Source organism: Phytobacter sp. V91 (assembly GCF_965644225.1).
Taxonomy (GTDB): domain Bacteria; phylum Pseudomonadota; class Gammaproteobacteria; order Enterobacterales; family Enterobacteriaceae; genus CBFFRJ01.
This window is the reverse complement of the sequence record NZ_CBFFRJ010000058.1, coordinates 18,218-30,568: the sequence shown is the minus strand read 5'-3', so window position 1 is coordinate 30,568 and position 12,351 is coordinate 18,218. Positions and strand designations below refer to the sequence as shown.

Here is a 12,351-nt window from a genome sequence, read left to right as displayed (position 1 = left end):
TGGGGTAGTGAAATCGGGCCGCATGTTCGACGCTGAAATACCGCTTGCGGCCTGAACCGCAAGACGGTATCTCTCCCACAGGGAGAGGGAGAAATGCTACTGCCCTTTGCGCACCAGGTAGCGATACGGCAGAGATTCTGTCTGCTGGGCCACCAGCTCGTGTTCCATAAAACGGCAGAAACCGGGGATATCGCGGGTCGTGGCGGGATCGTCAGCAATTACCAGCAAAGTTTCACCAGCCTGCATCGTGCGTACGGTTTTGCGTACCATCATTACGGGTTCAGGGCAGCGCAGACCCAGCGCATCAAGCGTATGGTCGGCACAAGTAAAGGGGTCGGTCATCGTCATCTCACAGGGTAAAAAACGGCCTTAGTTTACGCCGCCTTTTTTGTGACGCAAGCAAGGTTAACGATTGCGTTAAAAATAACCATTGCATCCAATGGCTGTTGCAGTATCATGCGGCGGCTTTGCACGACACTTATGCCCGGCAAACACGCGTTATTATCGCAGCCAGTTTGATTGAAGCCAGCGCGCAGCAACCGGAGCGTACTCTGAGTACGTGAGGATGGCGAGCACTGCCTGATATCAAAATGGCAAGTAAAATAGCGTGTTACGTATTTATTGGGTTCCCTCACCCCAAACACTAAAAAGGTCACAATATGACGCAGTTTTCACACTCTCAGCGCATGAAAGCGCTGTTCTGGCTATCCCTGTTCCACTTGCTGGTGATCACCTCCAGCAACTATCTGGTGCAGCTCCCCGTCAACATTTTCGGTTTGCATACCACCTGGGGCGCCTTCAGTTTTCCTTTTATCTTCCTTGCAACCGACCTGACGGTGCGTATATTTGGCGCTCCGCTGGCGCGACGCATTATCTTCGCGGTGATGATCCCGGCGCTGGTTATCTCCTACATCATCTCTTCTTTGTTTTATATGGGGAGTTGGCAAGGATTTGGCGCTCTGGCGCACTTCAATCTGTTTGTGGCGCGTATCGCCAGCGCGAGCTTTATGGCTTACGCGCTGGGACAAATCCTCGACGTGCATGTGTTTAACCGTCTGCGGCAGAACAAACGCTGGTGGATGGCTCCGGCAGCCTCGACGGTGTTTGGCAATGCCAGCGACACTCTCGCGTTCTTCTTTATTGCCTTCTGGCACAGCCCTGATCCTTTTATGGCAGAGCACTGGATGGAAATCGCGCTGGTGGACTACGCCTTTAAGGTCATCATCAGCATTGCGTTCTTCCTGCCGATGTATGGCGTCTTGTTGAATATGTTGCTGAAAAGGCTGGCAGACAAATCTGAATTATCAGCGTTACAGACCAGTTAAATCTACGCATTGCCAGTTGTGGTAATATGGACGCATGAGCCGTTATGGCTGTTTATCGAAAGGAAGAAGTCAATGCGCAATCTGGTTAAATATGTCGGTATTGGCCTGCTGGTGATGGGCCTGGCGGCCTGCGACAACAGCGACAGTAAAGCACCTGCACAGGGAGCCTCAGCCCAAAGCAACGCTTCCGGGCTGCCAGTGTCACTGCTGGACGGCAAACTCAGCTTTTCACTGCCTGCAGATATGACCGATCAGAGCGGAAAACTGGGGACTCAGGCCAATAATATGCACGTTTACTCTGATGCTTCCGGGCAGAAAGCGGTAATCGTGATCGTCGGCGATGACACCCAGGAAGGTCTGGATACGCTGGCAAAACGTCTTGAAGACCAACAGCGCAGCCGCGACCCGCAGTTGCAGGTCGTGACCAACAAATCTATCGAGATCAAAGGCCAGACGCTGCAACAGCTCGACAGCATTATCTCCGCGAAAGGCCAGACAGCCTGGTCCACCGTGGTGCTGGGCAAAATCGACAACAAGCTGTTGACCCTGCAGGTCACGCTGCCGGCTGATAACCAGCAGCAGGCGCAGACCGCGGCAGAAAACATCGTTAATACCCTGGTCATCAACTGATCAGGATGCGGCCTCCACTGGAGGCCGTTTTTTTAGCCACCACGTCAGCAGTAACGCCCCGGCAACCAGCACCGCCGTCAGCAGATAAACCATCGACACCCCAGACCAGCTCATCAGCAGGCCAGCAAGCGGTCCGGTTATCCCCAGCGACATATCCATAAATACCGTATAGGTGCCAAGCGCCGCCCCCTGATTGTGTTGCGGCACGGCTTTTACCGCCACTACGCCCAACGCCGGGAAGACCAGCGAGAAACCGGCTCCCGTCAGGAAGACGCCGATTTTGGCCATCAGCGGCGCATCGGCAATGCCCACCAGAATCAGCCCAACCACCTCGACGGCAAGGCTTATCATCGCCACATTCAGGCCGCCCAGACGGTTAATACTGTTCGGGAAGACCAGTCGTGAGCCAACAAACGCCAGGCTAAACAGGGTCAGGGCAAAGGCCGCGCCGTCCCAGCCTTTGGCGTCATAAAAGAAGGTGATAAAGGTCGCGATAACACCAAACCCGGCGGTGCCGAGCGCCAGCCCCATCCCATAAATCCACACCCGGCCAAGCACCGCGCGAAACGGCAGCGGCTTTCCTTTGCTGGCTTTCACCGCCTCACGCGGCAGCGCGCAGGCGATGGCAACTAACATCACCGCCATGATAAACCAGCCCAAACCACTCAACCCGGTATAGTGATAGCAAAGCACGCCAAGGGGCGCACCAAGCGCCATCGCGCCATAGGTAGCGATACCATTCCAGGAAATAACGCGGGCGATATGCAAGGAACCCACCACCCCCACGCCCCAGAGCATCGACCCGGTGCCGGTGAAACTTTGCCCGACGCCCAGGATAAGACGACCGACACAGAGCAATACCAGACTCACCAGCGGCGTACCGCTTTGCCAGTCCGCCAGCCAGTAGCAAAGACCGCAAATCAGGGCGCCAAAGAGGCCAAACACCACCACTTTTTTCGGCCCCAGCGTATCGGCATAGCGTCCGGCATGTGGGCGACTCATCAGGGTAGCGAAGTATTGCAGGCTGATAACCAGCCCCGCCCAGAAGGCGCTGTAGCCCAGAGTGTCATGCACATAGCCGGGCAACACCGCCAGCGGCAGACCAATGGTGAGGTAGCTTGCAAAGTTAAAGATAACGACGGAGAGAATCCGCAGATTGAGACGCAATCCGCTTAGCGCCGGTTCAGCGGCTTGTTCGGGCATGTGGGGTCACCAGATATTCACAACGATATTTCACTATTACCACGTCATGACCGGAAAATCAGCAAGCAGATTAAGAATATCTGCCGCAAGCGAAGCGCCTGCCAGTAGCTACACTTAACGAGCGGTAAATAATAAGGAATTGACCATGACCCAGCCTCAGCCCGATCGTACGGGTTTACATATTCTTCTCAAACTGGCCGCACTGGTCGTTATCCTCGCCGGTATTCACGCAGCCGCCGACATCATTGTGCAACTCTTACTGGCGCTCTTTTTCGCCATCGTACTCAATCCGCTGGTCACCTGGTTTATCCGCCGGGGCATAAAACGCCCCGCCGCCATCGCGATTGTGGTTCTGGTGATGCTGATTTTCCTCACCGCGCTGGTGGGTGTACTCGCTGCCTCAATCAGTGAATTTTTGACCCTGCTTCCGAAATACAACCGCGAGTTCACCCGCAAATTCATTCAGTTGCAGGAGGCTTTACCCTTCATGAAGCTGCATATCTCGCCAGAGCGTATGCTCCAGCAGATGGATTCCGGGAAGCTGATGAACTTTGCCACCACGCTGATGACGGAGCTTTCCAATGCGATGGCGAGTATCGTTCTGCTGATGATGACCATGGTCTTTATGCTGTTTGAAGTGCGCCACGTCCCTTATAAACTGCGCTTTGCGCTGAATAATCCGCAGATCCACATTGCCGGGCTTCATCGGGCGTTAAAAGGCGTCTCCCACTATCTGGCGCTGAAAACGCTGCTCAGTTTGTGGACCGGCGCGATAGTCTGGGCCGGGCTTGCCATCATGGGCGTACAGTTTGCGTTGATGTGGGGAGTGCTGGCATTCCTGCTGAACTATGTCCCCAATATCGGCTCGGTGATTTCCGCCATTCCCCCCATGATCCAGGCGCTGCTGTTTAATGGCCTGTATGAGTGTGTGCTGGTGGGCAGCCTGTTCCTGGTGGTGCATATGGTAATTGGCAACATTATGGAGCCGCGCATGATGGGCCACCGCCTGGGCATGTCGACGCTGGTGGTGTTTCTTTCGTTGCTGGTGTGGGGATGGCTGCTGGGGCCGGTGGGCATGCTGCTGTCGGTGCCGCTGACCAGCGTGTGTAAAATCTGGATGGAAACCACCAAAGGCGGCAGCAAGCTGGCGATTCTGCTTGGCCCTGGCAGGCCCAAAAGTCGCCTGCCAGGGTAGCAACTTAACGCAGGTTATGCGGGAAATCGGCCGGCAGCTCGCTGGCGGCGCAGGCAATGACGCTATCATTGTCTGCGCCGCAGTCGTGAACGTAAGTGATGGTGGCGAACTCATCGATAACTTCAGTCGGATAAGCCGGGCCGGCTGCGCGATAAGATTCCATCAGCGGAATATGGTCGTTCTGGAAGCAGACGGTTTTTTCCGGGTTGTTAATCACCCAACGCGGGAAGAAGATGGTGCCATGGAACAGACGATCGCCGAGGTTCACAATTAAGCTCACATCGGTGCCGGTCGGCTCGGTCCAGGAGATTTTATAAATACTCTCGCCGACGCGCACGATAAACGCCTGCTGATTTTTCACCCACCGGTTTGCCACAATCCCACTGTGAATACGGTAATCCAGAGTATTGCCATTTTTGACATAAATCTCGTAGTTCCACCCATTATCGTAGGTGTACACCACATGTTTGCCGACGAAACCACTCAGGTCATGTTTATCAAAGTTGCTCATAATATCTCTCCTCATTGCGATACGAGGATCGTACTGCTTCAAAAAATGAATGAATAACGCTATGTTTGAATCACATTCATCCACTTTTTAGATGTGTTATGCACAAAACCACGCTGGAACAATGGTCGCTACTGCAAAAAGTGGTGGAGTTGGGCAGCTTTGCGAAGGCGGCCGAAGAGACCCACCGCAGTCAGTCCTCCGTCAGCTATAACCTGGGGCTGCTACAGGAGCGCCTCGGCGTGGCATTGCTGGTGCAGGAAGGCCGCCGCGCGGTGCTTACTCCCTCCGGCGCGCTGTTGCTCAATCAGGTTAAACCTCTGCTGAAAGCCTTTGATTATGTAGAGACCCGTGCCGCGACCCTGCGCAATGGCCTGCGTACCCGGCTCGACCTGGTGGTGGACAGCATTTTTCCCCGCTCACAGCTGTTTGCCATTCTGCGCCAGTTTCAGCAGCGCTACCCACAGACTCAGGTTCATCTGACGGAAGTGCTGGAGAACGCCTCAATGGAGCGCCCGGCTCATGCAGAAGCGGATGTGATGGTATTAACCCGCCGCCAGGATATGACCGGCCGTGGGGAGTGGCTGATGAATATCGATTTTGTCGCCGTCGCCCACCGGGATCACCCGCTCAGCGCTGAATCGCTGGTCAGCGACGAAACCCTCGCTGCCGCGCCGCTGATCCGCATTGCGGATCGTGAAAACCGCCAGCAGCCGCAGGAGAGCGGAGAGTACTGGACCTTTTCCACCATCGACGCCGCCATCGAAGCCGTGCTCTACCAGGTCGGCTACGGCTGGTTGCCGGAAGAACGCATCGGGCCATTACTGAGCAGCGGCGTCCTGAAAATTTTACCCCTCAGCCATGGTTCCCGTCGGGCAACGCCGTTACATCTGATCGTTAAAAAAGATCTGATGCCGCTCGATGAGCAGGTGGAAACCTTGTTGCAGCTGTTTAAAGCCTACTGAGTTGTTCCCGTCTGAAATTATCCATAAAATTTATAAGGATTTGATCCTGCGCACCCTATTCGTATGACGAATCCATAAAATCGTCATACACACTCGCCGCAATTTCTTCTCCAGAGGAATTATGTCGTTCTCTCGCTCGTTAAGCGCTCTGCTTTTACTCGCAGTCGCCACGGTTACGCATGCCTCGGCGTCACCGGAACTGACAACCGCCTGGCCGGTCAATGTCGGCCCACTGAATCCACATCTCTACACCCCCAACCAGATGTTCGCCCAAAGCATGGTCTATGAGCCACTGGTGAAATACCAGGCCGACGGCAGCGTGAAGCCCTGGCTGGCGAAAAGCTGGACCACTTCCAGCGATGGCAAAACCTGGGTCTTCACACTACGCAGCGATGTGACCTTTTCCAACGGCGAGCCTTTTAACGCCCAGGCCGCAGCAGAAAACTTCCGCGCGGTGCTCGATAACCGTCAGCGCCATGCGTGGCTTGAGCTCACCAACCAGATAACCGGGGTAAAAGCCCTCAGCGACAGCGAACTGCAAATTACCCTGAAAAGCGCTTATTACCCGTTCCTGCAGGAGCTGGCGCTACCGAGACCCTTCCGCTTTATTGCCCCGTCGCAGTTTAAAAATCACGAAACCAAAGACGGCATTCTTGCCCCGATTGGCACCGGCCCGTGGGTCCTGCAAGAGTCACCTCTGAATCAGTACGATGTGCTGGTGCGTAACGACCATTACTGGGGCGAAAAACCGCAAATCAGCAAAATTACCGTGAAGGTGATCCCCGATCCCACCAGCCGCGCCGTCGCCTTTGAAACCGGCGATATTGACCTGCTGTACGGTAACGAAGGGCTGCTGCCGCTCGATACCTTCGCCCGCTTTAGCCACAACCCGGCGTGGCGCACGCAGCTTTCGGCCCCGACGGAAACCGTTATGCTGGCCCTCAACACCGCCAGAGCGCCGACGAACGAGCTTGCGGTCCGCGAAGCGCTGAACTACGCGGTGGATAAAAAAACCCTGATCGACAGCGCCCTGTACGGCACGCAAAAAGTTGCGGACACCCTGTTCTCCCCCACGGTTCCTTACGCGGATATTGGTCTCAAACCCCGGGCCTTTGATCCGGCTAAAGCCCAGGCACTGCTCGATAAAGCAGGCTGGACGCTACCTGCCGGAAAAACGATTCGTGAGAAGGCGGGCCTGCCGCTGCACACCGAGCTGGCGTTTGTCGGCACTGATGCGCTGAGCAAATCGATCGCCGAAATAGTCCAGGCTAACCTGCGGGATATTGGCGTGGATGTGGCCCTGGTCGGAGAGGAAGAGAGCAGCATTGATGCCCGCCAGCGCGATGGCCGTTTTGGCATGATCTTCAATCGCACCTGGGGCGCGCCTTACGATCCCCATGCCTTTATGAGCTCCATGCGCGTACCTTCACACGCAGACTATCAGGCCCAGCTTGGCCTGCCAGATAAACCTCTGATCGACAAAGAGATTGGCGAGGTACTGACCACCACCGACGAAACGCAGCGCAAAACCCTCTATCGCGATATTCTCACCCGCCTGCATAACGAAGCGGTCTATCTGCCCATCAGCTATATCTCGATGATGGTGGTGGCAAAACCAGAGTTTGGGAACATCCCTTTTGCCCCCATCGCCTCTGAGATCCCCTTTGCTGATATTAAGGTCGTGACCCCCTGATGCTGCGCTATGTGCTTCGCCGTCTGCTGCTGTTGATCCCGATGATCCTCGCCGCTTCCGTAGTAATTTTTCTGTTGCTGCGCCTGGGGGCCGGCGATCCGGCGATGGACTATCTGCGTCTGTCGAACCTGCCGCCCACTGAGGAAATGGTTGCCTCAACGCGTCTGATGCTCGGTCTGGACAAGCCGCTGCCGGAGCAGTACCTGCACTGGCTATGGCAGGCGCTGCATCTGGATTTCGGCATCTCTTACGCCACAGGGCGCCCGGTGCTCGACGACGTGATGCACTTTTTGCCCGCCACGCTCAAACTGGCGGCCGTCGCGCTGGTGCTGATCTTACTGACCTCCATTCCGCTGGGTATCTGGGCCGCGCGCCACCACAACCGCCTGCCGGACTATGCGGTGCGGCTAATCGCCTTTTTTGGCGTCTCAATGCCCAACTTCTGGCTGGCCTTTCTGCTGGTGATGTTCTTTTCCGTGTATCTGCACTGGCTGCCCGCCATGGGCTACGGCGGCTGGCGGCACATCCTGCTGCCTGCGGTGTCGATTGCCTTTATGTCGCTGGCGATCAACGCCCGTCTGTTGCGCGCCAGCATGCTGGAGGCTGCCGGGCAACGCCACGTGACCTGGGCGAGGCTGCGCGGGCTAAACGATACCCAGACTGAACGCCAGCATATTATTCGCAACGCAGCCCTGCCGGTGGTGACAGCGCTGGGGATGCATGTGGGAGAGCTGATTGGCGGCACCATGATTATCGAAAGTATTTTCGCCTGGCCGGGGATTGGCCGCTACGCCGTCTCCGCCATCTTTAACCGCGACTACCCGGTCATTCAGTGTTTCACGCTGGTGATGGTGATTGCCTTTGCGCTGTGCAATCTGCTGGTGGACGTCCTCAACGCCGCGCTGGACCCGCGCCTGCGTCAGCATGAAGGGGCCGCGACATGAGTTTCTTTTATCAGGCCCGCCAGTCGGTGCGCCTCGCGCTGCTGATCCTGCTGTTACTGCTGGCGATCGCCCTGACCTGCCAGTGGTGGCTGCCTTTCGATCCGCAAAGCATCAATCTGCCCGAACGCCTGCTGCCGCCGGGGGGCGAGCACTGGCTGGGAACCGATCACCTCGGGCGGGATATCTTCTCACGCCTGATGGCCGCAACCCGAGTTTCGCTGGGCTCAGTGATGCTCTGCCTGCTGCTGGTACTCTGCCTGGGGCTGACGCTCGGCGGTTGCGCCGGGCTGCTGGGCGGGCGCGTTGATCAGCTCATTATGCGCGTGGCCGATGTGTTTATGACCTTCCCCACCTCGATTCTCTCTTTCTTTATGGTCGGCGTGCTCGGTACCGGACTGACTAATGTGATTATCGCTATCGCCCTTTCCCACTGGGCATGGTACGCCCGGATGGTGCGCAGCCTGGTGATTGCCCTGCGTCGCCGGGAGTACATTCTGGCTTCACGCCTTAGCGGGGCGAGCTATGCGCGGGTATTTATCGACCATCTGGCCGGGGCGGTGGTTCCGTCACTGCTGGTGCTGGCGACGCTGGATATCGGCCATATGATGCTGCACGTGGCAGGAATGTCATTTCTCGGGCTGGGAGTGATGGCCCCCACCGCGGAATGGGGGGTGATGATTAACGATGCCCGCCAGTATATCTGGACGCAGCCGCTGCAAATGGTGTGGCCGGGACTGGCGCTGTTTGTCAGCGTGATGGCCTTTAATCTGGTCGGCGATGCCCTGCGCGACTACCTCGATCCCCATATGGAAACGGAGCATGTCCACTGATGCCATCCACACTTGAGCTACGCAATATTACGCTTGAGGCAGACAGGCGCCTGACCGAAAACGTCTCACTGACCCTCAACCGCGGGCGCGTGCTGGCCCTGGTTGGCGGCAGCGGCAGCGGAAAATCCCTGACCTGCGCGGCAGCCCTGGGTGTCCTGCCCGCCGGTATCCGCCAGATTTCAGGCTGCCTGCTGACCGACGGACATCCCGTTGCGCCGCAGGCACTGCGCGGTTGCAAGGTAGCGACCATAATGCAAAACCCGCGCAGCGCTTTTAACCCCTTACGCACGATGGCGGCCCATGCGCGGGAAACCTGCCGGGCGCTCGGTAAACCAGGCGACGATGCGACCCTTATCGCCGCACTGGATGCCGTCGGGCTGGAGTCCCCCGAACGGGTGCTAAAACTCTATCCCTTCGAGATGAGCGGCGGCATGCTGCAACGGGTGATGATTGCGCTGGCCATCCTCAGCGAAGCCTCTTTTATGGTGGCAGACGAACCCACCACCGATCTCGATGCCGTCGCTCAGGCGCGGATCCTCGATCTGCTGGAGCGCATTACGCAGCAACGCTCGCTGGGCCTGTTGCTGGTCACCCATGATATGGGGGTGGTCGCCCGGCTGGCGGACGATGTGGCGGTCATGGATAAGGGACGAATTGTTGAACAGGCCAGCGTCAGTAGGCTGTTCGCCGCTCCGCAGCATCCCGTCACCCGACAGTTAATTTCAGCCCATCTGGCGCTCTACGGCATGGAGCTTAGCCTATGAATTTACTGAAGGTCGTCAACGTTTCTCACTACTATCAGCACCATCGGGTGCTGGAAAACATCTCACTGGCGATTAACAGCGGCGAGAGCCTTGCGCTGCTGGGGCGCAGCGGCTGCGGGAAAAGCACGCTGGCGCGCCTGCTGGTCGGGCTGGAATCGCCCACCGAGGGCGCACTCTTCTGGCAGGGTAGCGCGCTAAACACCCTGACAGGCACGCTGAAAAAAGCCTTTCGCCGGGATATTCAGATGGTGTTTCAGGACGCGATAAGCGCAGCGAACCCGCGCAAAACGGTGCGCGAAATCCTTGCTGAACCGCTGCGCCATCTGCTCAGCCTCGCAAAAACAGAACGCAAGGCGCGTATCGAACAGTTGATGAACGATGTGGAGCTGGATATCTCCCTGCTCGACCATCGCCCGCCGCAGCTCAGCGGCGGGCAGCTTCAGCGCGTCTGCCTGGCCCGCGCCCTGGCAACCCGCCCGACGCTGCTTATCCTCGATGAAGCCGTCTCCAGTCTGGATCTGATGCTCCAGGCCGGAGTGATCCGCCTGCTGACAAAACTGCAACAGCAGTCGGGCATCGCCTGCCTGTTTATTACCCACGATTTACGCCTGGTGGAACGCTTTTGCCAGCGCGTGGTGGTGATGGATAACGGCCTGATTACGGAAGATATTGCCGTCGAAAGCCCGTTACGTTTTACCTCTCTTGCCGGGCAGACGCTGCAACAGGCCGTGCTCCCTGCACTCCCTCAGGATAAAAAAGGACGCTGCCATGCAACGTGTGACCATTACGCTTGATGAATCTCTGCTCGCCACACTCGATGACCTGAGCCAGCGCCGGGGTTACCACAACCGTTCGGAGGCGGTACGGGACATTCTGCGCGGTGCGCTCGCCGAAGAGACAAAGGTGCAGCCGCAGACCCACGGATACGCCGTGCTTTCCTATGTCTATGAGCATGAAAAACGCGACCTTGCGAGCAGGATTGTCGCCACCCAGCATCATCATCACGATCTTTCCGTCGCCACCCTGCATGTGCATATTAACCATGACGACTGCCTGGAAATTGCGGTGCTAAAGGGCAAAATGGGCGAAGTTCAACAGTTTGCTGATGATGTCATCGCCCAGCGTGGCGTGCGTCACGGTCATTTACAGCGCGTGGTGGATGCTACTCGGCCAGGGAGCGAACATTCGCACGGCCTGCCACATATTGTTCTGTAAGACGTAACGCCTGTTCAATACGCGACGGCTCCAGCGAGAACGGCAAATAATCCGTCGCCTCCCGCGGGAAGGGAATACTGCGCGCCACGGCCTGGATAACCGCCAGGCGGATCTCTTTAAGCGGCGCCAGGGTAAGCGGCATTTCGTACTGACGCAGCAAGGCCAGCAATTCAGGATCCGGCTGGCTGTTGTCATTTTCCAGAATGGACTGCACCAGCAGGCTAAAGCCCACCCGTTCGCCATGCAGCCAGTTACGTAACGCAGGCTCATGGGTCAGACGATTATGAATGGCATGGGCGACACCTGGGGTGGGTATTTCCCCGCGCACGCTGTTTGCCATTCCGGCGACCGCAATATTCGCGTCAATGACGTTCACCAGCGCATCGGTGACGCGCTGGGCTTTATTATCCAGAATGGCCTGCGCGCCATGTTTTTCATAAATCTCGACCGCCAGTCGCGCATTCTGCACTTTTAATTGCAGCCCCAGATTATCGGGATTTTTCTGTAAATAGGGGCGGAACTCGTACCATTTCGCCAGCGCATCGACAATGCCCGCTTTTAAATAACGCACGTCACTACGGGCGATAATTTCACTGTCCACCAGCACCAGTCGTGGCAGGGTACGCAGCGGCAGGCTGCTGATTTGCGCCCCTTCATCGGTGTAGAACACCGCCAGCGGCGACCATGCCGCACAGGTTGCCGCAATGGTCGGGATGGTAATGGACTCCCCGCCTTCAAGCCGATCGGCTACGGCTTTGGCGGTATCCAGTACCTTGCCGCCGCCGACGCCAACAATAAAAGTGATCCCCTTTTTTTGCGCCCGCTGCACATAGCGGGCGACATCGTCCTCGGTACAGTAACCGGTCATGATTTCAGTCTGCCAGCGAATGCCGCTGGCTCGCAAACTCTCTTCCAGAGCCGGATTGACCTGCGCCCAGGCCTTTACGCTGGTAATAATCAGAATATGTTGAGCGAGCGGCGCAATATATTTCCCTGCGTCATGACGAATACCAGACTGATGAAACCAGGTCTGCGGGGTTTTTATCTCAAGCATTGGCATATCCATGTGTGCGCGAATT

The 12,351-nt window shown here is 57.0% G+C and carries 14 protein-coding genes; 10 read left to right on the top strand and 4 right to left on the bottom strand.

Translation table 11 applies throughout. The features are described from left to right. Positions 1–96 precede the first annotated feature (96 nt). Positions 97–342 (bottom strand): sulfurtransferase TusA, encoded by a 246-nt coding sequence (gene tusA, locus ACSZO4_RS13485; RefSeq protein ID WP_437889481.1) that lies wholly within the window; start codon positions 340–342, stop codon positions 97–99. Between the two features lie 317 nt (positions 343–659). Here tusA and ACSZO4_RS13480 point away from each other — a divergent pair, with 317 nt between their 5' ends. Further along, positions 660–1,325, top strand: coding sequence for a 7-cyano-7-deazaguanine/7-aminomethyl-7-deazaguanine transporter (locus ACSZO4_RS13480; RefSeq protein WP_437889480.1), 666 nt, complete (start codon positions 660–662; stop codon positions 1,323–1,325). Between the two features lie 72 nt (positions 1,326–1,397). Continuing rightward, positions 1,398–1,955, top strand: coding sequence for a DcrB family lipoprotein (locus tag ACSZO4_RS13475; protein WP_437889479.1), 558 nt, complete (start codon positions 1,398–1,400; stop codon positions 1,953–1,955). On the opposite strand, the gene ACSZO4_RS13470 is transcribed toward ACSZO4_RS13475, so the two are convergent. Continuing rightward, positions 1,956–3,158 (bottom strand): MFS transporter, encoded by a 1,203-nt coding sequence (locus ACSZO4_RS13470; protein ID WP_437889478.1) that lies wholly within the window; start codon positions 3,156–3,158, stop codon positions 1,956–1,958. Positions 3,159–3,303: 145 nt separating this feature from the next. On the opposite strand from ACSZO4_RS13470, the gene ACSZO4_RS13465 reads away from it, so the two are divergent. Then, on the top strand, positions 3,304–4,353 hold the full coding sequence (locus tag ACSZO4_RS13465; RefSeq protein WP_437889477.1) for an AI-2E family transporter: 1,050 nt from the start codon (positions 3,304–3,306) through the stop codon (positions 4,351–4,353). Between the two features lie 4 nt (positions 4,354–4,357). On the opposite strand, the gene ACSZO4_RS13460 is transcribed toward ACSZO4_RS13465, so the two are convergent. Beyond that, positions 4,358–4,867 carry a phenolic acid decarboxylase gene (locus ACSZO4_RS13460; protein WP_437889484.1) on the bottom strand — a complete coding sequence of 170 codons (510 nt, stop codon included), beginning with the start codon at positions 4,865–4,867 and terminating at the stop codon, positions 4,358–4,360. 95 nt (positions 4,868–4,962) lie between these two features. Here ACSZO4_RS13460 and ACSZO4_RS13455 point away from each other — a divergent pair, with 95 nt between their 5' ends. The 7 genes from ACSZO4_RS13455 (at position 4,963) to nikR (ending at position 11,272) form a co-directional block, all read left to right on the top strand. Beyond that, positions 4,963–5,826, top strand: a complete 864-nt coding sequence (locus tag ACSZO4_RS13455) for a LysR family transcriptional regulator (protein ID WP_437889476.1) — start codon at positions 4,963–4,965, stop codon at positions 5,824–5,826. Between the two features lie 121 nt (positions 5,827–5,947). Then, positions 5,948–7,519, top strand: coding sequence for a nickel ABC transporter substrate-binding protein (gene nikA / locus ACSZO4_RS13450; RefSeq protein ID WP_437889475.1), 1,572 nt, complete (start codon positions 5,948–5,950; stop codon positions 7,517–7,519). Further along, a complete protein-coding gene (nikB, locus tag ACSZO4_RS13445) occupies positions 7,519–8,463 on the top strand; it encodes a nickel ABC transporter permease subunit NikB (RefSeq protein WP_437889474.1) in 945 nt (314 codons plus the stop codon). Before nikA ends, nikB begins: the two co-directional genes overlap by 1 nt. Further along, a complete protein-coding gene (gene nikC, locus ACSZO4_RS13440) occupies positions 8,460–9,293 on the top strand; it encodes a nickel ABC transporter permease subunit NikC (RefSeq protein WP_437889473.1) in 834 nt (277 codons plus the stop codon). Before nikB ends, nikC begins: the two co-directional genes overlap by 4 nt. Then, positions 9,293–10,057: a nickel import ATP-binding protein NikD gene (gene nikD, locus ACSZO4_RS13435; protein ID WP_437889472.1), complete on the top strand. Its 765-nt coding sequence runs from the start codon at positions 9,293–9,295 to the stop codon at positions 10,055–10,057. Before nikC ends, nikD begins: the two co-directional genes overlap by 1 nt. Continuing rightward, on the top strand, positions 10,054–10,851 hold the full coding sequence (nikE, locus tag ACSZO4_RS13430; RefSeq protein ID WP_437889471.1) for a nickel import ATP-binding protein NikE: 798 nt from the start codon (positions 10,054–10,056) through the stop codon (positions 10,849–10,851). Before nikD ends, nikE begins: the two co-directional genes overlap by 4 nt. Then, the gene (gene nikR / locus ACSZO4_RS13425; protein WP_437889470.1) at positions 10,826–11,272 is read left to right on the top strand and encodes a nickel-responsive transcriptional regulator NikR; all 447 of its coding nucleotides are present in this window, start codon (positions 10,826–10,828) and stop codon (positions 11,270–11,272) included. The genes nikE and nikR overlap by 26 nt, the downstream gene beginning before the upstream one ends. On the opposite strand, the gene ACSZO4_RS13420 is transcribed toward nikR, so the two are convergent. Further along, positions 11,220–12,326, bottom strand: a complete 1,107-nt coding sequence (locus ACSZO4_RS13420) for an iron-containing alcohol dehydrogenase family protein (RefSeq protein WP_437889469.1) — start codon at positions 12,324–12,326, stop codon at positions 11,220–11,222. The genes nikR and ACSZO4_RS13420 overlap by 53 nt on opposite strands. Positions 12,327–12,351: the final 25 nt, after the last annotated feature.